Raw genomic sequence first — 21,823 nt, forward strand, 5'->3', positions numbered from 1 at the left:
TGCGCAGCATAGGCCGCCGTCAAGCGCGACGGAACTACCCGGCGGTTGTTGGCGGTGGAAACTCTTCACGTGCAGCATCCCTGCCACACTTCTGATTCAGAACGGGATTTTAACGGCCTGAAGCCGTCAGAAAACGAATTCAGCGGCCCGTGTCAGGCCCGGAAGGACGGGCGCCGCGGTATCGAACAGCGTCCGATGGCCGAATTCGCCATGGAACCGGGTCAGGATTACTGCCCGTTGCGGCCGGGATTCGGCGCTCACGCCAACCAGCCGCCCGCCATCGGCGAGCTGCCCCAGCAGCGCCTCCGGCGTGATTTCGGTCGCCCCGTTGAGGACGATCACGTCGTAGGGCGCGCCCGCCGGGTCGCCCTCAGCGCAAGCGGCGGCCTTGCAGGTCGCATTCGCCAGGCCAAGCGCTGCGAACGTCTGAGCGGCTTTCGCCGCCAGCGCCGAATCGCTTTCGGTCGCGGTGACCGTTGCGGCGAGCTTGGCTGCGAGTGCGGCCACGTAGCCGGTTGCAGTTCCGACCACCAGCACGCGATCGCCGGCACCGATCTCGGCTGCCTGCAAGAGCTTGGCCGTCAGGGCCGGCTTGATCAGGTATCGCTTCGCAGAGCCGCTCTCGGCGACATCGAGGTCAAGGTCGAGATAGGCCAGCGCCTGTCGGCTCGCCGGCACGAAGGCCTCGCGCGGCACGATGAGCATCGCATCGAGGATTCTGCGATCGGTGACGTCGCTGGTGCGCACCTGGCCATCGACCATTTTCTGGCGCGCGGTCGAAAAACCGGACATTTATGGACCCTGGAATGCGGACGCTGCCGCGGGAGAATGTTGCGGCATCTTTGGAACATGGCCCGCAAAAACGCAACATGGCGATTGGCGGGAACGCGCAGGGTTCCGGTAATCGCCTACTCGATCGCGACCGCCAAGCGCCCGATCAGCGCCGCCACTTCGTCGAGGCGCGCCGCATCGTGCCTCTCCACGGCGCGTGCAAGTCGCGCGAGACATTCGTCGTCGGTAAGGTCGGGGATGTCGGCAGGCTGGATCGAGGGGACGAGCTTCGAACGATCGTCAACGACGTCTAGCATCAGAATCAGCTCCGCATTGACCCGGCAGGCGGAACCTCGATTTGAATTGAGTCGATTTGGCGTCTGCGGCGGGGCGCTTGCGCGGACCTGGCACACGTCCGCGTGAAGCAGCTCGCTCCCCGACTCAGGAGTCGGCCGCAATTCATTGATGAAATTGAGAAAACTGGCTCCCCGGGCTGGATTCGAACCAGCGACCATCCGATTAACAGTCGGATGCTCTACCGCTGAGCTACCGAGGAAAAAGGCGAACCGTTCGTTCGCGCGCGGCTGCGTATAACAAAGCCTCTTGCGCTTGCAAAGGACGAATTCGTCATATCCTCACCATCGGGAGGATGGGGCCGGAGCCCCTCCTCTCCGCGGGCCGCCAGAGCATGATCCGGAAAAGTGCGCAGCGGTTTTCCGAAAAGATCATGCTCAAACCAAGCCCCAAAGCAAGATGACGATTCGACCTAACGCCATCGCGCTTTGGCGCGTTACTCAGCGACGAACGAGGTGGTCTTGGTGCCGTGGTCGTAGCGCAGCCTCAGCGCGGTGAACTTGCAGAGGTTGACGTTCTTCCAGAGCACGGACTCGTTGTAGTCCTGCCAGTCGACGCGGATGTTCCAGACGCAGCCATCGTCATCGTCGTCGAACTCGACATAGGTCGAGGCAGTGTTCTGCAAGACCTTCTCGAGCTCGTTGTCCCATTCGTCCAGACCGTCGTCCGGCGCATTGAAACCGAGGAACTTGATGGCGTAGCCGGTCTCGTTGACGACGGTGACGTTGCGGGCGTCGGCGGCGAAGGACGGCGCAGCTGACATCGCGAGACCGACGGCGAAAAGTGCTGACAAGAAATGTTTCATGGAATGCCTCGATGAAACCTTGGCGGCGCGATCAACCCCGCGCCTCCGGGCGGCGCGCCACTTCAGTGGCGCGTCGCCAGTTCTATCGAGCCGCGGACCGGATTCCGCAATGAACCGGCATTCACACGCCTACTCTGCGGCGTCTGTTTTGGCCGGTGTCGGCGCGCTCGCCGCAACGGCCGAGCCGTTGGGCTTGCCGGTGACCGCGCCGACCAGCGCCTTCACCGGATCCTCGCCCGGCGCAAAACCGCTTTGACGCAGGATCTCGTCGATCATCGGGCGCAGCGCGTGCACCTTGAGAAGCTCGCCGGCCAGCCCCTCGCCGAACCCCACATTGCCGCCGCCCGCGCCGTTGCCGCCGAAGGCGCCGCCGGTGTGGAGGATACGGACGTCCTTGAGGTTCGCGATCGGCTTGACCATCTCGGCCAGCGCCGACGGCGTCATCTCGATTCGCTTCTTGGCGATCTCGAAATCGATCACGTTGCTGCCGAGCTTGTTCTGCGCCTCGTTCTTCATGGTGATGACGGCAGCCTCGGCTTCACCGATGTTCTTGACGCCGACGGCCTTGATCTTGTTGGCCTCGGCTTCGGCCGTTGCCAGCGTCTTGGTGGCCTCGGCGCGGTCGAGCGCGGCCTTCTTCTCCGCTTCGGCCGCGACGATCACCTCGGTCGACTTGCGTTCGGCTTCCGTGCGGGCCGCCAGCACCTGGGTGAGACGGGCGCGGTCGGCGACCTCCACGGCGCGTGCGGTGACGACCTTTTCCTCGGCCGACACGGCGATCGCTTCCGCCGTCTTGGCTTCGGCGACGGCTTCCGAGGTCTGCTTGCTCTTGGCCGCGATCTGGATCTCGTTCTCCTGGGTGGCGATCTGGATCTCGCGCTGCGCGTCAGTCTTGCGCTTGTTGATCGCGAGATCGGATTCGATCACCGCCGTTTCCTTGACCTGCTTGGCGCCCGCCTCCTTCTCGGCGACCGCACGATCGGTATCGATGCGCGCATTTTCCTCGGTCAGGCGCGCCGTTTGCGTGGCGGTCGCGACTTCGGCGCGCGTACTCGCGGTCTTGTTGGCGATGTCGCGCTCCTGCGAGAGCTCGGCCTCCTTCTTGGTGCGCTCGATGGCCAGCGTCTGCTGCCGCGCCTCGAGGTCTTTTTGCGCAATGGCGACCTCGTTGTCGCGAACGATCGAGTTGCGGTCGCGCCGGCGGGTCTCGGTGACCGTCTTCAACTGGGTCAGACCTTCGGCATCGAAGAAATTCTCGGGATTGAAGAATTTGACGTCGGTCTGGTCGAGCTTTGTGAGCGACACGGATTCGAGCTCGAGACCGTTGGATTTGACGTCGGACTCCACGGTCGCCTGCACGTGCTTGACGAAATCGCTGCGCTTTTCCTGTAGCTCCAGGATGGACATGGTCGCAGCCACCGAACGCAGGCCGTCGACAAATTTGGCTTCGACCTGGTTGCGCAGGGCTTCGGCGTCATTGGTCAGCGCGCCCAGCGTCTGGCTCGCGAGCGCAATGCTCTCATCGTCGGGACGAACGCGGACATAGAACTCGGCGACGATATCGACGCGCAGCCGGTCCTTGGTGATGAGCGACTCCCGCTCCTTGCGCTCGACCGTGAGCCGCAGCGTCTTGAGGTTGACGCTGGCATAGGAGTGGAAGATCGGCAGGATCATGGCGCCGCCGTCGAGCACGACCTTCTTGCCCCCGAGGCCGGTGCGGACGAAGGCCTCGTCGCGGGTCGCGCGCTTGTAGAGAATGGTAAAGACGATGCCGAGGACGACGATCAGCGCGACGCCGATCATGGCCGGAACTGCGATGTCGAACATGACGATCTCCGATTGATTCAATCCTTGAGTGCAGGTTTGGGCGGCTTGAGTTCATCGCTGGCAGCGACCGCGACGAAACGCGTGCCGATGCGGTCGACCAGCAGGACAAGGGTTCCCTGCGCCAGCGGAGCCGACGACGGAGCCGCGACCGCCCAGACGAAATGCCGATTGCCGTGGACGTCGGCGACGCTGACCCGGCCCGGCGGGCCCTGATCGAGCGGGCCGATCACGACCTCGCCGACGCGGCCGACAAGATCGCCGAGCCCGACCGCGTAGCTCTCGTCCTTGGGAATGATTTTGGCGATGAAGCCGCTCGACATCCGCACGAGCGGGACCGAGGCGGCCAGCGCGCCGAGCGAGGCAACGGTCACCGGCAAAGGGCCGGCCACCAGCCGCGCGAGATCCTGGATCAGGAACCCCGTGATCGAGAAGGCGCCGAGCAGCAGCAGGATGAAGATCAGCAGCGGCACGCCGCCGAGATTGATCCAGGAGATGGCGTTGACCACCCCGCTGTCGCTCGGGTGGCTGAAATCGACGGCGATCCCAAGCATTTCGCTTATCGACGCGCCCACGAGCATCGCGACCACCTCGACGGAGCCCACGATGACGATCATGGCCGCCGCAATCGCGAACGGCCTGACCTCCGGCGCCATGACATGTTCGAGCAAAGCGCTCATGACAATTGACTCAGGAGCGCGACTTCAACCGCGCGAGCCTCGCCGCAATCTCCTTGTCGCGATGCAACGCGCTGAGCTCATCGATATCGCTCGAAAACGGAATGCCCGCCGGCACGCCGGTCGCCCGTGCCACGGCGCGCCCGGCGCGCAAGGCTTTTGCCGCCGCAGCATGACCGCCCTGCTTCCGGGTCGAATTTGTGGACTGGACGTTGGCCGACGCCTCGCTTCGCTCCAGATCGGCGCGCCGCTGCTCGGCGTCTTGCAGCGCCGACATCACCGCGCGCAGCGAGGTGACGCAATTCTCGATCTTCTCGTTGTTCTCGTCGATCGCGCGTGTCAGCACCTCGAATTGCGCCTCGAGGTCCATCTGCCGGGCGATGCCGGCGCGGGCGAGATCGTCACGGCTGTCGTCGACCGCGCCCTGGATCTTGGCGTTGAGGTCGGCCATCTCGCGCTCGATCTCGCTGCGCCGTGCGTTGAGCCGATATTCCTCGGCGCGTGCTGAGCCCAGCGCCTCGCGCGCCTCGGCTTCCGCGCGCTCGATCTCGCGAATGGCCTGGCTCACGACCTTCAGCTTGTTCTTGCCTTCCGCCTGCTCGATCGCGTCATAGGCGATCCCGGCGATCAGGCGCCCGACCCGGGACAGGAAGTTCTCGGGAGCGGCAGCGATGGTATCCATGGCGTTCTCCTCCTCTGGCAGAATGTTCGGCGTGACGCCGTAGTGAATCTCAAAACCGTCGTCGGTGCGGATCAGGCGGGCGGGCACGCTCTGCCCCCAGCCTTCGGCGTAGCCGGCATAGTCGAAGGGCACGCTGAAGCGCCCCTGCACGGTGGCGATCGATATCGTCGTCGGCCCCTTGATCTTGGCGAGCTTGTCGTCGAGCGGCAGACGTTTGCCACCGGCAGCGCGGTACTCGGCGCGGTCGCGCAGGCCCAGCGTCACGAGGCGGGACGGCAGTGCGGTCTCTTTTCGGATCGCGTCGTAGGCATGGGCGTGCAGCAGCACGACGTTGGAGCCCACATTGTGGGTGCGGGCCACCTCATCGAGGATCTCCATCATGCGGTCGTAGGCCCTGAAGGTCGCCTCGATCGCAGCCGTGACGGCCGGATCAGGGGCGAGCCTGTAGCGAAGCGCGGACGGGGCGTTTCGGGGCGACGGGCTCATGGAAAGCACTAAAGCACCATTTTGGTGCTTTAGGAAGGGGATGGTCGATCACGTTCCGCTGATCCCGATGCACTCTATTGATTAGTCGCCGGCTGCCATGGCCACGTTCAAGAGGGGCCGGTCACCTTTAGATGACAGGCATTCAAGACTTCTTGCACGTGCGGGTTGCATTTTCATCAAAAGTCGCGGGGTGCAAGAGGCGTATTCCCCAGGCGTTCCACACCTTATCCGCAGCATATCCACAGCCCCGCCCCGACGGATTTGCGAGACGTCACCAAGCACTTGCTGCGCACAAACCCACAGGCCGTCCGGTTCAGCCGCCGGCCTGATCAAACACGGCGCGGCAGGCCTCGCTGAGGTTCGCGCGGTTGCGCCTGAGGCAGGCGGTGATGGCGCGGACGTTGGGGATCTCGCCGGCGCAGAGGCGATAGACGTCGGGGCTGCAGGCCCGGCGCTGTTCGGCCGTGCCTTGTTGGGCGTTGGCCGAGACCGAGGCGAATAGCGTGAGGAAGAGGCCGGCCGTCGAGGCCCGACGCGCCCGGCTCTTGACGCCTGCAAACCGTAGGAACCGCGCCTTCATGACTCCGTCTCCTGTTGGTCCGTGCCTGGATGGGCCGGTGTCGCGACAGACCTTGCGAGAAATAAATCGCTGAGAATGTGATCTCTTTCACACTGGAGCCGGCCCGGGTTTGCCTACCCTCCGCCCGGGGATTCTTATGAAATCGCTAACCAGTCGGGCCCCGATCGTCGAATGCGTAAAATTCGATCGATCGGTTCAACTGGACCAAAAGCCGGTTTTGCGAAGTTGCGTCGTCCCGAGTGGGGAGGATGCGATGAGCGAAGCCGAGTTCAATCTGTTGCTGGATGCCGTGCGGGCCGCCGTTGAGCCCGTGCCGGAGGAGGAATTCGTGCCCCGCTCTTGGAAGTTCAATGCGCCGCTCAAGGCCGCCAACGACAATGATGGTGCCTGGCCGCTGCTGCCGTTCCCCGAGGGCTGGTACGCCGTCTGCTAAGACAACACCCAGCAACACGCCGCCGGTCCGGATCAGACAGCCGGCCCTGACATCAAGCTTCGACGCCCTGCGATTCGTCCCGCTTCTGCGGCTCCCTCACGGGATCTGCGGGCGGGAAAATGCTGTCATAGATCGCGCGGGCTTCGCGAATGAGACGGGCGCGCTCCAGCTCGGATTTCGGAACAAATCGGACGATATCGCCCACATGCTCTCCAGCATGCTGTTGACGGGAATTACGTCGGCAAAGCGATGCGAACTCCATGCCAAGCCATCTGACTCCCGGCCGTCCAACAAGCCCGGACGAACCCGGTGCAGTCCCGCAAATCGTGATGCCGAATCCGTTAGGCCTCTGTGACTTTCGGCACCCGGTGTTCACGGGAATGCGGCCGGCGCCGATCGGCTGCCGGTCGCGGCGCCCTGGCGAGCCGCGTCGGAGATCAAATTGGATTGGAAATTCAGAAGCTTGTGATGGAGGCCACGACCAGAATTGAACTGGTGTACACGGTTTTGCAGACCGTTGCGTAACCACTCCGCCACGTGGCCCCAATGAGGGCGGATCAATATAGGGGATCAAGGGCTTAGGCAACCGCCTTCGTCCGCGATTTCCGCAACGTTCTGCCGGAACTCGACGAGCGGCCGTGACCCGGCCGCGCATGCGGACGCGGCGAGCCTCGCACGCATGGTGCTGCGGCCGTGCCGGGCGGCTATCCGATCATCTCGGCAAGCTTGATGCTTGCACAGATGATCATCCCCCACAGCGCGAAATTGATCTCGAGCGCGGCGTACATTGGGTGTTCTTCCCTGGTGGCACCACTTCAGACTGTAGTGCTCACATTCTGCAATTCAGCAGTTCCGGGAACATTCAAGGCGAAATCGAGCATTTTTTTGTTTGCGCTTGCCTCGATTGCGTCACAAGGAACGCAACCGATTGTTGGCGCACGCAAACTGCGGAAATGGAATCTCAGCCGCGAGCCTCGCCCGTTGCGGCTAGATATCTGGCGATGATCTCGTCGACGGTTCCCGTCGCCGCGACTCGTCCCTGCTGCAACAGAACGGCGCGGTTGCAGCTGCTCCTGAGCAGATCGATGTCGTGCGAGGCGAGCACGAGAATGCCGGCGCGCGCCACGATGTCGTCGAGCCGTTGGCGCGCCTTGCGGCGGAACTGCTGGTCGCCGACGCCGATCCACTCGTCGAGCAGCACGATCTCGCCTTCGACGGCGGTCGCGACCGCAAAGATCAGGCGCAGCATCATGCCGCTGGAATAGGTGCGCAGCGGCAGGTCGAGCTTGTCGCCGAGCTCGGTGAAATCGGCGATCTCCGCACGGCGCGCTTCGATCTCGGCGCGCCGTGCGCCGACCACGAGCCCGCGCCGCATGATGTTCTCGTAACCGGTGGCTTCCTCGTCGAACCCTGCGGCGAGATCGAACAGCGACAGGCAGCGGCCTGATACGTCCGCGTGGCCCGACGTTGGATGGTAGATACCGGCGAGAACGCGCAGCAGCGTGGTCTTGCCGGCACCGTTGGCGCCGACCAGCGCGACGCGGTCGCCGGCGCGGATGTCGAGCGTGATGTCGTTCAGCGCGCTGACGACATGGGTCTGCGTCTGGGTCTGCGGTCGCGCCATGAACGGCGTCACCGCGCGCATGAAGCGGCGGCGCAGCGAGCGGTCGCGAAACGACAGGATCGGAAACTCGACCGAGACGTTCTGAAGCAGGATGTGGGCGGATAGGCTCATCGCGTCGTTCTCAAAGCCAGTACGCCACGCGGCTGCGATATTTCGCATAGCAGCCGAGCGCGAGGAGCGCGGAGCCCGCCGCGTAGGCGAGACCGAGCAGCCACTGATCGGCATCGACCGGCTGCGACAGCAAGGGTTTGCGCACGAGCTCGAGCAGCGTCGTGAACGGGTTCGCCGCGACCAGCCATTGGAACGCGGTGCCGCGCACGGCATCGGCGGTCCAGATGATCGGCGTGAGGAAGAAGATGAACTGCAATCCGCTTGTTATCGCCGAGCCGATGTCGCGAAAGCGCGCACAGAGCATGCCGAGCGCCGTCGCGCTACCGAACAGCGCGACCAGGAGGATGAGGAAGCCCGGGATCGCGAGCACCATCGTCGCGTGCACCGGCCAGGGCATCACCAGATAGAGCACGATGACGAGCAGCAGGTGGTGCAGGAAGATGATGACGTTGCGCGCCAGCATCTGGAGCACGTGGACGATCAGCGGCGCAGGCACCGCCTTGATCAGATGACCCGACAGCACGAAGACGTTGGAGCCCTCCTGCAGCGTCGAGGCCATCAGGGTCCAGACGATCAGGCCGACGGCAAAGGACGGCAGGAAGCTCGAGACGTCCTGCTTGAACAGTGCCGCATAGACCGTCCCGACGCTGCCGATCGTGGCCGCCAGCGTCAGCGTGATCCAGAGCGGACCGATCACGGTGCGGCGGTAGCGCAGCGAAATGTCCATCAGGGCCAGCGTGCCCCAACGATCGAACTGCAGGCCCTGCGCGAGGAGCTCTTGGGCCGCGGCCTTGATCGGGCTGTGCGTTTGCTTCGTCAACTGGCTGTCCAATTCCGGCAAAGACCAACGGCCGGCAGGTGAGCGAGGTCTGTAACCGCCCCCTCCCCGGCGGGCAAGTCCTGCACCGGGGGCCGTGCAAACCCTAGAACGATTAGGAGGGCTTGCGGCGCCGCATCGGCCTCCGGCGGCCCTTGGCCGCAGGCCTTGGCGCGAGCTCCGGCATGCTCGCCTGCACCTCGCGATAGCGCGTCAACAGCCGTTCAAAACTCGCATGCAGCGTGGCGGCGATGTCGGGGCGCTTTTCGAGGGCCGCCAGCATCATCGCGGCGGCCTCGATGGTGGAGAGCCCGTCGCGACGCGGCTCGCGGCGCAGCCGGCCGTAGCGCGAGGGGCGTGCGGGATTGAGGATCACGCGCTGGCACTTCAGCATCCAGGGATTGCGCCACCACAGCGCCTTGGCCTGGCTCCAGGTGCCGTCGAGCAGCACCACGCCGTCGATGCGGTTCAGGATCGCGCGCTGATTGTCGGCCGCCTCGCCCTTGCGGGTCAGCGCGACGACCTCGCTGTCGGCATCCAGATCGGCGGCGCGCGCCGAGCCGAGATAGAGCACCGCCCAGCGCGACGGATCGTCTACGGATTTTCCCAGCGCCTTGGCAAGGCTCGGCCAGGACAGCCCGACGCGAACCGTGGCGTTGGGAAAGTGCTTCGCCGTCAGCCGCGCGGTGCCGAGCGCCCTGTCCTGCTCCTGCGGATGCTGCAGGATCAGGAGCGCGATGCGGTTCTCGATCGGCTCGACGCTGTCGCAGATGCACAGCGGCATCGGCTTCTGGCAGTGCGGGCACTCGGGGATCGGCTCTGGCGGCGCGGCGGCCACGGCGTCTGACGGGTTCGACATGGGGCCGCTATACGCTGGCCGGGCTGTTACAACAACCCGCCATCACTCCGCCGGGGCCTCGACCGCCGGCGAAGTGGAGCGCCGGCGCAGCCGGTCGATCAGCAGATAGATCACGGGCGTGGTGTACAGCGTCAGGATCTGCGAGACGAACAGGCCGCCGATGATGGTGATGCCCAGGGGACGGCGCAGCTCGGTGCCCGGCCCCGTCGCCACCACCAGCGGGATGCCGGCGAACAGCGCCGCCATGGTCGTCATCAGGATCGGCCGGAAGCGCGCCCGGCACGCCTCGAAGATCGCATCCGCCGAGGACAGGCCGCGCTGGCGCTCGGCCTCCAGCGCGAAGTCCACCATCATGATGCCGTTCTTCTTGACGATGCCGATCAACAGGATGATGCCGATGAAGGCGATCACCGTGAGCGGCGTATTGGTGAGGAGGAGCGCGAGCAGCGCGCCCAGCCCGGCCGAAGGTAGCGTCGAGATGATCGTCAACGGGTGGGCGAGACTCTCGTAGAGCACGCCGAGCACGACGTACATCGCGACCAGTGCGCCAAGGATCAAGAGCGGCTGGCGGCCGCTGGTCTTGGCGAAATCGCCGGCATTGCCATCAAAGCTGCCGCGGATGCCCTCGGGCATGTGCAGCTCCTCGACCGCGCGCTGGATGTTCTGCGTCGCGGCCTGAAGCGGCACATCAGGTAGCGCGTTGAACGAGACGGTGGTCGAGGGAAATCCCTGTGAATGGAAGACGGCGAGTGCCGCAAGCCCGCGCTGGGCGCGCACCACGGCCGACAGCGGCACCTGTATATCACCTGCCCCCGCGACAAAGATGCGGTCGAGATTGGACGGGTCAGACTGGAACTTCGGATCGGTCTCGAGCACGATCATGTACTGGTTGCGCTGGGTATAGACGATCGAGATCTGGCGCTGCGAGAATGCGTTGTTGAGCGCGTTGTCGATGTCCTGCACGCGCACGCCGAGTCGCGATGCGGCCTGCCGGTCGATCGACAGCGTGAGCTGCAGGCCGCCCGGATCGCGATCGGCGGAAACATCCGTGATGCCTTCGACCGTCTCCATGCGCTTGGCGACGATCGGCGCCCATTTCTGCAGGAGATCCAGATCGGTGCTCGACAGCGTGTACTGGTAGTTGGAATCGCTCTGCCGTCCGCCGGCGCGGACGTCCTGCGCGGCGAACATGAAGAGCCGGATGCCGGCGACGCGAAACAGGTTGCGGCGGAGCCGATCGATTACCGTCTCGGTGGAGACATAGTTGCGCTCCTCCGGCGGCTTCAGGCTGATGAACATGGTGCCGCGATTGGAGGCTGCCCCGCCCGGCCCGCCGCCGCTCGGCAGCACCGAGCCGATGCCCGCGACCGCCGGATCCGCCATTACGATGTCGGCGAGCTGCTGCTGCAATCCCAGCATGGCCTGGAACGAAATGTCGGCCGAGGCTCGCGTCGCGCCGATCACGAAGCCGGAATCGTCGGTCGGAAAATCGGATTTGGGAACCTTGATGTAGAGGGTCACGGTGAGACCGATGGTGGCGAAGAACACCAGCAATGTCAGCAGCGGGAATTCGAGCGCGGTGCGCAAGGTGCGGACATAGAAGGCAACGATGCGCGACAACGAGCCTTCGATCACGCGATCGAACAGCGTCGCGGTCCCCGAGGTGGTCTGCCGGATGTAATGGGCGCAGATCATCGGCGTTACCGTCAGCGACACCAGGGTCGAGACCACGATCGCAAATGTTAGCGTCAACGAAAACTCGCGCAGCAGGCGTCCCTGAATCCCGCTCATGAAAAGGAGCGGCGTGAACGCCGCGATCAGCGACAGGCTGATCGCGACCACGGTAAAGCCGATCTGGCGGGCTCCTTCCAGGGCTGCCTGAAGCGGCCGCATGCCATGTTCGAGATTGCGGTACATGTTCTCGATCATGACGATGGCGTCATCGACCACGAAGCCGACGGAGATCGCAAGCGCCATCAACGACAGATTGTCGATCGAGTAGCCGGCGACCCACATGCCGGCGCAGGTGCCGGCGAGCGCGAGCGGCACCGAAATGCCGGCCGCGATCGTCGGCGTCACCCGGCGCAGAAACACGAACACGACCACCATGACGAGGACGGCGGTCGCCAGCAGCGTCCATTGCATATCTCGGACACTCGCACGGATCGTGCCGGTGCGGTCAACCAGGGTCGATATCTCCACCCCCGCCGGAATCCACTGCTTCAGCTCCGGGATCAGCGCCTTGACCCGGTCGACGGTCTCAATGACGTTGGCATCGCCCTGCTTGGTGATCTGAATGATCACCGCCGGCTGCTTGTTGAACCACGCTATGGAACGAACGTTCTTGACGGAATCCTCGATCTCGGCGACGTCGGACAGCCGCACGAAATTGCCGTTCGCGCTCTTGATGATGACGTCACGGAATTCCTGCGCGGTGCGCATCTGCCGGTTGAGCGCGAGCGTTTCGCTTTGCCGCTCGCCGTTGAAGATGCCGACGGGGCCGAGCGGATTGGCGTTGATGATGGCGGTGCGGACGTCATCGGTAGCGATGCCGGCATTGGACAGCGCGACCGGATTGAGCTGGATCCGGACCGCAGGCTGGTCAGCGCCGGAGATCGTCACGTTGCCCACGCCCTGCACCTGAGAAATCCGCTGCGCGAGCACGGAATCGGCAATGTCATAGATCGCCGCCGTATTGATCGTCTTGGAGGTCAGGGCCAGAACGAACACGGGAGCTGCGGCCGTATTCGCCTTCCGGAAGCGCGGCAGCGACGGCAAGTCGCTCGGCAGGTCCGACAGTGACGCATTGATCGCGGCCTGCACGTCGCGCGCGGCGCGGTCGGTATCGCGGCCGATGTTGAACTGGAGCTGAACCACGCTCAGCCCGATCGAGCTCGTCGAGGTGATCTGGTTGATGCCGGCGATCTCGCCGAGCCGCCGCTCCAGCGGCGACGCAACGGTAGCGGCCATGACCGACGGATCGGCGCCCGGCCTGGTCGCGAACACGAAGATCGCGGGAAAGTCAACGTTCGGAACGGAAGCAACCGGCAGGAAGCGGTAGGCCACGAGACCCAGCAGGAAGAGGCCGATCGACAGCAGCGTGGTGGCAACCGGCCTGCGGATGAAGGGTTCGGAGATCGAGGCCATCGCTCACATCCCCTCGGTCGCCCCGGCCGTCGGCGGGGTGTCCGGTTCCGGCGGCGGCAGCGCTGTCTCCAGGCGCCGGTTGATGCGATCGAGTGCCAGGTAGATCACGGGTGTCGTGTAGAGCGTGAGCAACTGGCTGAGGAGCAGGCCGCCGATGATGGAGATGCCGAGCGGAAAGCGTAGCTCCGCGCCGGTACCGCTTTCGATCGCCAGCGGCAGCGCGCCGAACAGTGCGGCGAGCGTCGTCATCATAATGGGGCGGAAACGCAACAGACAGGCCTGCACGATGGCCTCGGTCGCCGGCAGCCCCTGCCCACGCTCGGCCTCGAGCGCGAAGTCGATCATCATGATCGCGTTCTTCTTGACGATGCCCATCAACAGAATGATGCCGATCAGGCCGATCACCGACAGGTCCTGTCCAAACAGCACCAGCGCCAAAATGGCGCCGACGCCGGCCGAGGGCAGCGTCGAGAGGATGGTGATCGGGTGGATGTAGCTCTCGTAGAGCACACCGAGCACGATGTAGATCGTGATCACGGCGGCGAGCAGCAGCCAGGGCTGCCCCGCCAGCGATTTTGCGAATTCTGCGGCGTCGCCGGCGTAAACGCCGACGATGCTGCCGGGCATGCCGATGTTTGTCTCGATCCTCTTCAGCGCAGCGACGGCGTCACCGAGTGCCGCGCCCGGCGCAAGATTGAAGCTGAGCGAGACCGCCGGAAACTGTGCCTGGTGCGAGACCGCCAGCGGCGCCGTGGTGCGCGTTAGCTGTGCGACCGTCGCCAGCGGCACCTGCGCCCCGCCCGCGCCCGGCAGATAGAGCTTTGACAGGATCGACGGGTCGCGCTGGTACATCGGCAAGGCTTCCAACACCACGCGGTACTGGTTGGCCTGACCGTAGATGGTCGATATCTGGCGTTGCGCGAAGGCGTCGTTGAGCGTGTCGGTGATGCCTTGCAGGCTGACGCCGAGCTGGCCGGCGCGAGTGCGGTCGACGTCGAGCTGGGCCCGCAGGCCGCCGTCCTGGGCCTCCGAGGAGGCGTCTCGGAACAGCGGATCGCGCCGCATCTCGGCGACGAGCTTGCGCGCCCATTCGGAGACCAGCGCCGCATCGGTGCCGGTCAGCGTGTACTGATATTGCGAGCGGCTCGATTGGGTCGATATCTGCACGTCCTGCACCGGCTGGAAGTACACGGTCATGCCGGGAATACCGGTGACGCGCTGCTTCAGCCTGTCAACCACGACGCTGACGTCGTCCTTGCGCTGGCCGCGCGGCTTCAGCGTCATCACGAGCCGACCGACATTGGTGGTCGGGTTAACCGAGCCGGCGCCGATCACCGAGACGACGCCGACCACGTCCGGGTCGGTCTTGATGGCGTCGGCGACCAGCGTCTGCCGCTTCTGCATCTCGGCAAAGGACACGTCGGGTCCCGCTTCAGTCACAGCCGTGATGGAGGCGGTGTCCTGAAGCGGCAGAAAGCCCTTGGGCGCGATAACGTAGAGGACCAGCGTCGCGATCAAGGTGACGAAGGTCACGACGAGGGTCGCGCGCTGTCGATCGAGGACCCACAACAGCGAGCGATGATAGAAACCGACGGTCCAGTCGATGAAGCGGCTGACCGCGGCAAGCCCCGGTACCGTCAGCTCCTCATGCGCATGCTTCAGTAGCCGCGAGCACATCATCGGCGTCAGCGTCAATGAGACCACCGCCGAGGTCACGACCGCGATCGTCAGCGTCAGGGCGAACTCGCGGAACATGCGGCCGACCAGGCCGGACATGAACAGCAGCGGTATGAAGACGGCGATCAGCGACACCGTCAGCGAAATCACGGTGAAGCCGATTTCGCTGGCGCCGCGCAGCGAGGCCTGCATCGCATTCTCGCCATTCTCCATGTGACGAACGATGTTCTCGATCATCACGATGGCGTCATCGACGACGAAGCCGGTGCCGATCGTCAGTGCCATCAGCGACAGATTGTCGAGGCTGAAGCCGGCGAAATACATGATGCCGAAGCTCGTGATCAGCGACAGCGGCAGCGCGACACCCGCGATCAGCGTGGCGCGCAGCGAGCGCAGGAACAGGAGCACCACCAGCGTCACCAGCACGACGCTCAATATCAGCGTGAACTGCACGTCATGGACGGAGGCGCGGATCGTGACGGTGCGGTCGGAAACCACGGTCAGGTTGACGCCGGCCGGTATGGCGCGCTGGACCTTCGGGATCTCCTCGCGGATCAGCTTGACGACGTCGATCACATTGGCGCCGGGCTGGCGCTGGATGTCGATGATCACCGCCGGCGTGCCCTGGTACCAGCCGCCGGTGCGATCGTTCTCGAGGCCATCGACGATCTGCGCGACGTCGCTGATCGTGACCGGCGAGCCATTGCGATAGGCGACGATGATCGGGCGATAGGCGTCCGCGCCGGCGATCTGGTCGTTGGCGGCGATCAAATAGGATTGCTGCGCACCGTCGAGCGATCCCTTCGGGCCTGATACATTGGCGCTGGCGATCGCGCTGCGCAGGTCCTCCATCGCGATGCCATAGGCCGCAAGCCGCGCAAGATCGGCCTGAATCCGCACGGCCGGTTTCAGCCCGCCCAACACGGTGACGCGGCCGACGCCGGAAATCTGGCTCAGCCGTTGCGCGAGGATCGTGTCGGCGATGTCGCTCATCGCCCGCAGCGAGATCGTCTCCGATCGCAGCGCCAAGGTCAGCACCGGCGCATCGGCCGGATTCACCTTGGCATAGGTTGGCGGGTACGGCAGCGTCCGCGGCAGGACGCCCGCGGCCGCGTTGATCGCAGCCTGTACGTCCTGCGTTGCGCCGTCGATGTCGCGGTTGAGATCGAACTGGAGCGAAATCTGGCTGACGCCGAACGAGCTCGTCGAATTCATCGAGGTCAGCGACGGGATCTGCCCGAGTTGCCGCTCCAGCGGCGCCGTGATCAGCGAGGCAATCACGTCGGGGCTCGCACCCGGCAATTGCGTCGTCACCTGCACGGTCGGGAAGTCGACCTGCGGCAGCGCCGAGACGGGCAGCGCAAAATAGCCGAGCGCGCCGCCGATCAGCAGCGCGATGCCCAGCAGCGAGGTCGCGATCGGACGGCGGATGAATGGTTCAGAGACGCTCATGAGGCGGCCGTCAGGAAGGCGCTATCGGGATCATGGCTGCTTTGCTCCACTGCCCGATGGTTGAGCCCCCTGCGCAGGTCCGGTCTGGCCCTTCTGGTCGCCCTCGCCGTTCATTCGCTTGGCGCGGCGTTCGCCGTCCTTGGCTTGGTTATCTTTGCCTTGGCCGTCCTTGGCCTCACCGTCCTTTTGCCCGTCCTTTTGCCCATCCTTCTGACCATCTTTGGTCTGACCGCCCTTGGCGTCCGGCGCGCGGGTGCGCTTGCGCGGGGCGAGATCGGCCGATGGGGTCTGCTCGGACCGGCCCACGATCACCTTCGAGCCGTCGGCGAGGTTGGCAAAGCCTGTTGTCACGACGCGATCGGTCGGCGACAGGCCGCTGGCGATGACGGCGTCGTGCTCGTTCTGCTGCGTGACGGTGACGGGCTTGGCCGAGACGACGTCGCCCTCGCCGATCACGTAACTGAAGGTGCCGACCGGACCGCGCTGCACCGCCGACGTCGGCACCACCAGCGCCTTTGACAAGGTCTCGACCTTGAGCCGGACATTGACGAACTGGCCCGGCCAGAGCTGGTAGTTGGCGTTGGGGAATTCCGCCTTCAGCTTCAGCGTGCCCGTGGTCGGATCGACCTGGTTGTCGATGCCCGTCAGCTTGCCGGTGTCGATCACGGTGACGCCGTCATTGCCGAACACGTCGACCGGCAACGTGCCCTTGGATGCCGCGGCGTTGACGCGCATGATCTGCTGCTGCGGCAGGCTGAACCACACCGCGATCGGCTGCAATTGGGTGATGACCACGAGGCCCGTGGTGTCGGAGGCGTGGATGATGTTGCCCTGGTCGACCTGGCGCAGGCCGGCGCGGCCCGACAGCGGCGCCACGATCTTGGTGTAGCCGAGCGTCGCCGCCGCGTTGTCGATCGCGGCTTGGTCGGCCTTGATCAGCGCCTCGGTCTGCGCAACCAGCGCGCGCTGGGTGTCGGCCTGCTGCTTTGAGCCAGCATTGGAGGCCGCAAGCTGCTCATAGCGGGCGAGATCGAGCTTCTGGTTGGCGAGCTGGGCCTGGTCCTGCGCCTTCTTGGCAACCGCCTGATCGTACTGCGCCTGGTAGATCGCCGGATCGATCTCGCCGAGCACGTCGCCCTTCTTGACGTCCTGGCCTTCGGTGAAGTTCACTGCGATCAGCTTGCCGTCGACCTGCGAGCGCACGGTCACGGTGTTGAGGGCGCGAATGGAGCCGACGCCGTCGAGATAGACCGGGACGTCCTGGATACGGGGCATCGCCGCCAGCACCGGCACGGGCAGATCGCGCGGCATGTTGCGATCGTTGGTCGGCTTGCGCTGGTACGCGTACCAGCCGGCATAGCCGAGCCCGCCGAGGATCAGGAGCGTGACCAGCGTCGACCAAAAGCGCCGGCGGCCGCGCGAGGGCTTGCGCGTGCCCACGTCCTTCGCGCCTTCCTTGCTGTCGGGCTTAAAGAGCATTGACCGGTTTCTCCATCCTCGGCTCCCAGCCTCCGCCCAAGGCCTGGTACAGGCTGACGATCGCGAGCAGCCGCGCGAGCTGCGCCTGCCAAAGGGCATCCTCCGCCTGAAACAGTGTCTGTTGTGTGTTGAGCACGGTCACGATGTCGGCAGTGCCGGCGCGCAACTGCTGCTCGGCAAGGTCGAAGGCGCGCTGTGACGCCGCGACCACCTGGCGCTGGAGCTGGAGCTTGATCGTGGTCTGCTTGATCGAATAGAGCGCATTGTCCACGTCGGCAAAGGCCTGCACGATCGTCTTGCGATAGATCTGGAGCAGCTCGTCCTGGCGGGCCTTGGTAAACTCGAAATTGCCGAGGATCTTGCCGCCGTCGAAGATCGGCTGCGTGGCGCTGCCGACAAGCTGGAAGAAGGCCGCGTGCGGCTGGAACAGCGAGACCAGCGCCGAACTCTGGTAGCCGCCATTGCCGGTCAACTGGATGCTGGGAAAGAACTGGGCGCGGGCGTTGCCGATATTGGCGGTGGCCGACGCAAGCTGCGCTTCCTGCCGGCGGATGTCAGGCCGCTGCGTCAGCAATTCCGACGGCAGGCCCGGCGTGACCCGTGGGATCGCGATCGTGTTCAGCGTCCCGCCGCGAACCCGCACGCTCTCGGGCGGGCGCGACACCAGCACGGCGAGCGCGTTGACGTTCTGGTCGAGCGTCTGCCGCAGCGGCGGCACCAGCGCCTTCTGGTTCGCCAGCACGCTCTCCTGCTGGGCGACGTCGAGATCGGTCCCGGTGCCGGCCTGGCGCCGTTGCTTGATCGCATCGAGGATGCGCTGGGCGCTGGCGATGTTGCGCTGGGCGGTGCGCAGCCGGTCCTGTGAGGCCAGCACCTGGAAATAGGCGTTGGCGACGCTCGACAGCGCCGTCAGCGCGACGACGTCGCGATCGAACCGGTTGGCGGTCGCGGTCTCCTCCGCGGCCTGGAGCGCGTCGCGGTTCTGGCCCCAGAAATCGAGCTGGTAGCTCGCGCTCAGGGACGCCGAATAGTTGACGACCTCCCGGCCGCCATTGGTGAGGCCGGAGGCGCTGGAGCCCGACGTGCGGGAATAGGTCTCATTTCCCCCGCCCGACAGGCTCGGCAACAGCGCCGCACCCGCCTGCCGTGCCTGGGCGTCGGCTTCGCGCATGCGGGCCACTGCGGCTGCGATGTCCAGGTTGACGGTTTGCGCCTCCTCCATGAGCTGGGTCAGCTCGGGTGAGCGGAAGCCGCGCCACCAGTCGAGTGCCGGCGGCGCATCGGGCTTGCCGGCATATTTGTACTGGGTGGGGACGTCGAGCGCCGGATCCGGCAGGTCCTGGGTCAACACGCACCCGGCTGAGCTCAACGCCAGATAGAGCGCGCCGAGCCACCCGGCAGCGCGCCCCGACCGGGGAGCCGAACCGCAGAGCCGCCGCATGGCGACCGCCGGGAATCTGTGTTTCACGTCCGCCCCCTGCCGGGCAGCCCAAGCCGCCACCGCGCGCTCGGATGAACCGATTCGCGGCTGAGCGATATACGGGCTTTCTGCGCGTCGTTCACAGCGGTGATGCCTTCCTGGAACCTGTCGCCATACTAGCTGGGCGCGTCAGGGGCGGACAGTCCCGCCGCCCTCGCCGTCCACCGCGAAGCTGCCGCCGTCCCGGATCGCCAAAATGCAAGTTAGGCCCATGTGACAGGCCTTTCTTGCCTTCCGTTGCTGTCGGCGAGCATCGGCAAGCTTACGAACATTTCATGTGATCCCGGCGCCACACCGGAGCTTGTGAGCTCTTCGTCCGGCCCCGGCCTCTGAAACCCGCGCCGCAGCGCACCGTAGCTTGCCTGACATCAAGGCAGGGGCTTCTGAAATGCGTATCGCGGTCATCGGGACGGGCATCGCCGGCAACGCGGCGGCCTGGACGCTCTCACGACGCTACCCGGTGACGGTCTATGACCGCGAGCTGCGCGCCGGCGGGCACAGCCACACCGTCACCATCGATTACGACGGCACGCCGATCGCGGTCGACACCGGCTTCATCGTCTACAACGAGCTCAACTATCCCGAGCTCACGGCGATGTTCGCCCATCTCGGCGTCGAGACGGTGGAGAGCTGCATGAGCTTTGCCGTATCAGCCGACGGCGGACGTTTCGAATGGCGCGGCGGCGGCAGCGGCTGGTGGGAGACCACAGCCGGCCTGTTCGCCCAACGCAGCAACCTGCTCTCGCCATCCTATCTCGGGATGCTCCAGGACATCCTGACGTTCAACCGCCAAAGCGTGAGCGACCATGAAGCAGGCCGCCTCGCCGGCCTGACGCTCGGCGACTATTTTGCACAGCGGCGGTTCTCGAGGCGCCTGCTGACCGACTATCTCGCGCCGATGGGGGCCTCGATCTGGTCGGCGCCTGCTGCCGACATGCTGAATTTCCCGGCCGAGAACTTTGTCGCCTTCTTCCACAATCATCGCCTGCTGCATCACGACCGGCCGGTCTGGCGCACGGTCAAAGGCGGCAGCCGGCGCTACGTCGAGAAGCTCACGGCCTCGTTCAAGGACCGCCTCCGGCTCGGCTGTTCGGTCACGTCGATCGAGCGCACGGCGCATGGCATCGTCGTCCACGACAGTCACGGCCACCACGACTGCTTCGATCACGTGGTCATCGCCGCGCACAGCGATCAGGCGCTGGCAATGCTGTCGGATGCGGATCATCATGAGCGCGACGTTCTCGGCGCGATCGGCTATGCGCCGAACACGGTCTATCTGCATCGCGACGTCAGGCTGATGCCAAGACGCCCGTGCGCCTGGGCATCCTGGAATTTTTTGCGCTGGCAGCGCGAGGGCACGGTCGAGAACGACGTCGCCGTCACCTATTGGATGAACCGGCTGCAGGGCATCGACCACGACAGGCCGCTGTTCGTCAGCCTCAATCCGCCCTTTGCGCCGGCCCCCGAGCTCACCTTCGGCACGTTCATGTGCGAGCATCCGCAGTACAATGCGGCCGCGTTTGCAGCGCAGAAGCGGCTTTCGGAGATCCAGGGCCGGCGGCACACTTGGTTCTGCGGCGCATGGACCGGCTACGGTTTTCACGAGGATGGCCTGCGTTCGGGCCTGGCGGTTGCCGAGGCGCTCGGCGCGGTCGCCCCATGGCGCGAGGTGCCGGCCGAACTGGCGGAAGCCGCGGAGTAACGCAGATGGCAACGACGACCGCCCTGCCCGCGCACCGCGATGCCGCCGCCCTCTACTTCGGCGACGTCATGCACGCGCGGCTGAAGCCAATGGGCCATCGCTTCAGCTATCGCGTCATGAGCCTGCTGATCGATCTCGACCGGCTCGACGAGGCGGACCGGCAATCGCGCCTGTTCGGCGTCAACCGCGCCGCGCTCTACAGCTTCCATGAGGCGGATCATGGCGAGCGCGACGGCTCGTCCTTGAGGGCCTATGCCATGCGCTGCGCCGCCAGGCACGATATCGACCTCAGTGGCGGGCGCGTCGAGCTGCTCTGTTATCCCCGCCTGTTCGGCTACACCTTCAATCCGCTCTCGGTCTATTTCTGTTATCGCGCCTCGGGCGAGCTCGCGCTCGTCATCTACGAGGTCCGCAACACCTTTGGCGGCATCCACTCCTACGTCCTGCCGGTAAAGCCCGGCGAACGGAGCGCGGCGGGCCTGCGGCAAAGCCAGGACAAGCTGTTCTACGTCTCGCCCTTCGTCGCGATGGCCATGCGCTATCATTTCCGCGTTCTGCCGCCGTCGGAGACCGTCCGTCTGCGCATCCTCGAGACCGACCGCGAGGGGCCGCTGCTGGCGGCAACTTTCAGTGGCTATCGCAACGCACTCACCTCCCGGACGTTGCTGCGATCGTTCCTCGCGCTGCCGCTCGTGACTTTCAAGATCATCGCGGCGATCCACTGGGAAGCATTGCGGCTCTGGCTGAAGGGCGCGCGGCTGGTCCCACGCGCCGATACCGCAAAGCATGCCCATGAAACCGCCTTGGCGGGTAACGAGACGCGCGCTTATAATGTTCGCCGCTGACCGCCTGCGTGGGCGCGC

Annotated in this window: 18 protein-coding genes and 2 tRNA genes; 3 read left to right on the plus strand and 17 right to left on the minus strand. The window is 65.2% G+C overall.

The features are described 5' to 3' along the window. Positions 1 to 126: 126 nt before the first annotated feature. The 8 genes from JQ632_RS02805 to JQ632_RS02840 form a co-directional block, all read right to left on the minus strand. The gene (locus JQ632_RS02805; protein ID WP_212400743.1) at positions 127 to 792 is read right to left on the minus strand and encodes a protein-L-isoaspartate O-methyltransferase; all 666 of its coding nucleotides are present in this window, start codon (positions 790 to 792) and stop codon (positions 127 to 129) included. Positions 793 to 908: 116 nt separating this feature from the next. Next, positions 909 to 1,088 carry a hypothetical protein gene (locus tag JQ632_RS02810; protein WP_212400744.1) on the minus strand — a complete coding sequence of 60 codons (180 nt, stop codon included), beginning with the start codon at positions 1,086 to 1,088 and terminating at the stop codon, positions 909 to 911. A gap of 164 nt (positions 1,089 to 1,252) precedes the next feature. After that, positions 1,253 to 1,327 (minus strand) — tRNA-Asn (locus JQ632_RS02815). A 234-nt stretch (positions 1,328 to 1,561) separates the two neighbouring features. Continuing rightward, entirely contained in the window at positions 1,562 to 1,930 is a 369-nt protein-coding gene (locus tag JQ632_RS02820; protein ID WP_212400745.1) for a hypothetical protein, read from the minus strand. Positions 1,931 to 2,059: 129 nt separating this feature from the next. Then, on the minus strand, positions 2,060 to 3,757 hold the full coding sequence (locus tag JQ632_RS02825) for a flotillin family protein (protein WP_212400746.1): 1,698 nt from the start codon (positions 3,755 to 3,757) through the stop codon (positions 2,060 to 2,062). A 17-nt stretch (positions 3,758 to 3,774) separates the two neighbouring features. Beyond that, positions 3,775 to 4,434 (minus strand): OB-fold-containig protein, encoded by a 660-nt coding sequence (locus JQ632_RS02830; protein WP_212400747.1) that lies wholly within the window; start codon positions 4,432 to 4,434, stop codon positions 3,775 to 3,777. A 10-nt stretch (positions 4,435 to 4,444) separates the two neighbouring features. Continuing rightward, the gene (locus JQ632_RS02835; protein WP_212400748.1) at positions 4,445 to 5,608 is read right to left on the minus strand and encodes a PspA/IM30 family protein; all 1,164 of its coding nucleotides are present in this window, start codon (positions 5,606 to 5,608) and stop codon (positions 4,445 to 4,447) included. A 304-nt stretch (positions 5,609 to 5,912) separates the two neighbouring features. Continuing rightward, complete coding sequence (locus JQ632_RS02840) at positions 5,913 to 6,179, minus strand: hypothetical protein (RefSeq protein WP_212400749.1); 267 nt, start codon at positions 6,177 to 6,179, stop codon at positions 5,913 to 5,915. A 253-nt stretch (positions 6,180 to 6,432) separates the two neighbouring features. Here JQ632_RS02840 and JQ632_RS02845 point away from each other — a divergent pair, with 253 nt between their 5' ends. Next, entirely contained in the window at positions 6,433 to 6,612 is a 180-nt protein-coding gene (locus tag JQ632_RS02845; RefSeq protein WP_212400750.1) for a hypothetical protein, read from the plus strand. A gap of 52 nt (positions 6,613 to 6,664) precedes the next feature. Here the strand turns inward: JQ632_RS02845 and JQ632_RS02850 are convergent, their stop codons facing one another. From JQ632_RS02850 to JQ632_RS02890, 9 genes are all read right to left on the minus strand, one after another. Next, a complete protein-coding gene (locus tag JQ632_RS02850) occupies positions 6,665 to 6,874 on the minus strand; it encodes a hypothetical protein (protein ID WP_212400799.1) in 210 nt (69 codons plus the stop codon). 207 nt (positions 6,875 to 7,081) lie between these two features. Next, positions 7,082 to 7,155: transfer RNA gene (locus tag JQ632_RS02855), tRNA-Cys, on the minus strand. A 418-nt stretch (positions 7,156 to 7,573) separates the two neighbouring features. After that, a complete protein-coding gene (locus tag JQ632_RS02860) occupies positions 7,574 to 8,347 on the minus strand; it encodes an ABC transporter ATP-binding protein (RefSeq protein ID WP_212400751.1) in 774 nt (257 codons plus the stop codon). 10 nt (positions 8,348 to 8,357) lie between these two features. After that, positions 8,358 to 9,167: an ABC transporter permease gene (locus JQ632_RS02865; RefSeq protein ID WP_249151265.1), complete on the minus strand. Its 810-nt coding sequence runs from the start codon at positions 9,165 to 9,167 to the stop codon at positions 8,358 to 8,360. Positions 9,168 to 9,279: 112 nt separating this feature from the next. After that, positions 9,280 to 10,023 carry a tRNA-uridine aminocarboxypropyltransferase gene (locus JQ632_RS02870; protein WP_212400752.1) on the minus strand — a complete coding sequence of 248 codons (744 nt, stop codon included), beginning with the start codon at positions 10,021 to 10,023 and terminating at the stop codon, positions 9,280 to 9,282. A 42-nt stretch (positions 10,024 to 10,065) separates the two neighbouring features. Next, entirely contained in the window at positions 10,066 to 13,170 is a 3,105-nt protein-coding gene (locus JQ632_RS02875; RefSeq protein WP_212400753.1) for an efflux RND transporter permease subunit, read from the minus strand. Between the two features lie 3 nt (positions 13,171 to 13,173). Then, positions 13,174 to 16,299: an efflux RND transporter permease subunit gene (locus JQ632_RS02880; RefSeq protein WP_212400754.1), complete on the minus strand. Its 3,126-nt coding sequence runs from the start codon at positions 16,297 to 16,299 to the stop codon at positions 13,174 to 13,176. 30 nt (positions 16,300 to 16,329) lie between these two features. Next, positions 16,330 to 17,778 (minus strand): efflux RND transporter periplasmic adaptor subunit, encoded by a 1,449-nt coding sequence (locus tag JQ632_RS02885; protein ID WP_212400755.1) that lies wholly within the window; start codon positions 17,776 to 17,778, stop codon positions 16,330 to 16,332. After that, complete coding sequence (locus JQ632_RS02890) at positions 17,768 to 19,219, minus strand: efflux transporter outer membrane subunit (protein WP_212400796.1); 1,452 nt, start codon at positions 19,217 to 19,219, stop codon at positions 17,768 to 17,770. Before JQ632_RS02890 ends, JQ632_RS02885 begins: the two co-directional genes overlap by 11 nt. Positions 19,220 to 19,646: 427 nt before the next feature. Between JQ632_RS02890 and JQ632_RS02895 the strand changes: the two genes are divergently transcribed. Both JQ632_RS02895 and JQ632_RS02900 read left to right on the plus strand, forming a co-directional pair. Then, positions 19,647 to 20,960 carry an NAD(P)/FAD-dependent oxidoreductase gene (locus JQ632_RS02895; RefSeq protein ID WP_212400756.1) on the plus strand — a complete coding sequence of 438 codons (1,314 nt, stop codon included), beginning with the start codon at positions 19,647 to 19,649 and terminating at the stop codon, positions 20,958 to 20,960. A gap of 5 nt (positions 20,961 to 20,965) precedes the next feature. Further along, positions 20,966 to 21,805 (plus strand): DUF1365 domain-containing protein, encoded by an 840-nt coding sequence (locus JQ632_RS02900; protein WP_212400757.1) that lies wholly within the window; start codon positions 20,966 to 20,968, stop codon positions 21,803 to 21,805. Positions 21,806 to 21,823 lie beyond the last annotated feature (18 nt).

This window comes from Bradyrhizobium liaoningense (genome assembly GCF_018130955.1).
Classification (GTDB): domain Bacteria; phylum Pseudomonadota; class Alphaproteobacteria; order Rhizobiales; family Xanthobacteraceae; genus Bradyrhizobium; species Bradyrhizobium liaoningense_C.

Coding starts and splice junctions, on each gene's coding strand:
- JQ632_RS02805 (WP_212400743.1), bottom strand. CDS start 792: ATGTCCGGTTTTTCGACCGCGCGCCAGAAAATGGTCGATGGCCAGGTG.
- JQ632_RS02810 (WP_212400744.1), bottom strand. CDS start 1,088: ATGCTAGACGTCGTTGACGATCGTTCGAAGCTCGTCCCCTCGATCCAG.
- JQ632_RS02820 (WP_212400745.1), bottom strand. CDS start 1,930: ATGAAACATTTCTTGTCAGCACTTTTCGCCGTCGGTCTCGCGATGTCA.
- JQ632_RS02825 (WP_212400746.1), bottom strand. CDS start 3,757: ATGTTCGACATCGCAGTTCCGGCCATGATCGGCGTCGCGCTGATCGTC.
- JQ632_RS02830 (WP_212400747.1), bottom strand. CDS start 4,434: ATGAGCGCTTTGCTCGAACATGTCATGGCGCCGGAGGTCAGGCCGTTC.
- JQ632_RS02840 (WP_212400749.1), bottom strand. CDS start 6,179: ATGAAGGCGCGGTTCCTACGGTTTGCAGGCGTCAAGAGCCGGGCGCGT.
- JQ632_RS02845 (WP_212400750.1), top strand. CDS start 6,433: ATGAGCGAAGCCGAGTTCAATCTGTTGCTGGATGCCGTGCGGGCCGCC.
- JQ632_RS02850 (WP_212400799.1), bottom strand. CDS start 6,874: ATGGAGTTCGCATCGCTTTGCCGACGTAATTCCCGTCAACAGCATGCT.
- JQ632_RS02860 (WP_212400751.1), bottom strand. CDS start 8,347: ATGAGCCTATCCGCCCACATCCTGCTTCAGAACGTCTCGGTCGAGTTT.
- JQ632_RS02870 (WP_212400752.1), bottom strand. CDS start 10,023: ATGTCGAACCCGTCAGACGCCGTGGCCGCCGCGCCGCCAGAGCCGATC.
- JQ632_RS02875 (WP_212400753.1), bottom strand. CDS start 13,170: ATGGCCTCGATCTCCGAACCCTTCATCCGCAGGCCGGTTGCCACCACG.
- JQ632_RS02880 (WP_212400754.1), bottom strand. CDS start 16,299: ATGAGCGTCTCTGAACCATTCATCCGCCGTCCGATCGCGACCTCGCTG.
- JQ632_RS02885 (WP_212400755.1), bottom strand. CDS start 17,778: ATGCTCTTTAAGCCCGACAGCAAGGAAGGCGCGAAGGACGTGGGCACG.
- JQ632_RS02890 (WP_212400796.1), bottom strand. CDS start 19,219: ATGCGGCGGCTCTGCGGTTCGGCTCCCCGGTCGGGGCGCGCTGCCGGG.
- JQ632_RS02895 (WP_212400756.1), top strand. CDS start 19,647: ATGCGTATCGCGGTCATCGGGACGGGCATCGCCGGCAACGCGGCGGCC.
- JQ632_RS02900 (WP_212400757.1), top strand. CDS start 20,966: ATGGCAACGACGACCGCCCTGCCCGCGCACCGCGATGCCGCCGCCCTC.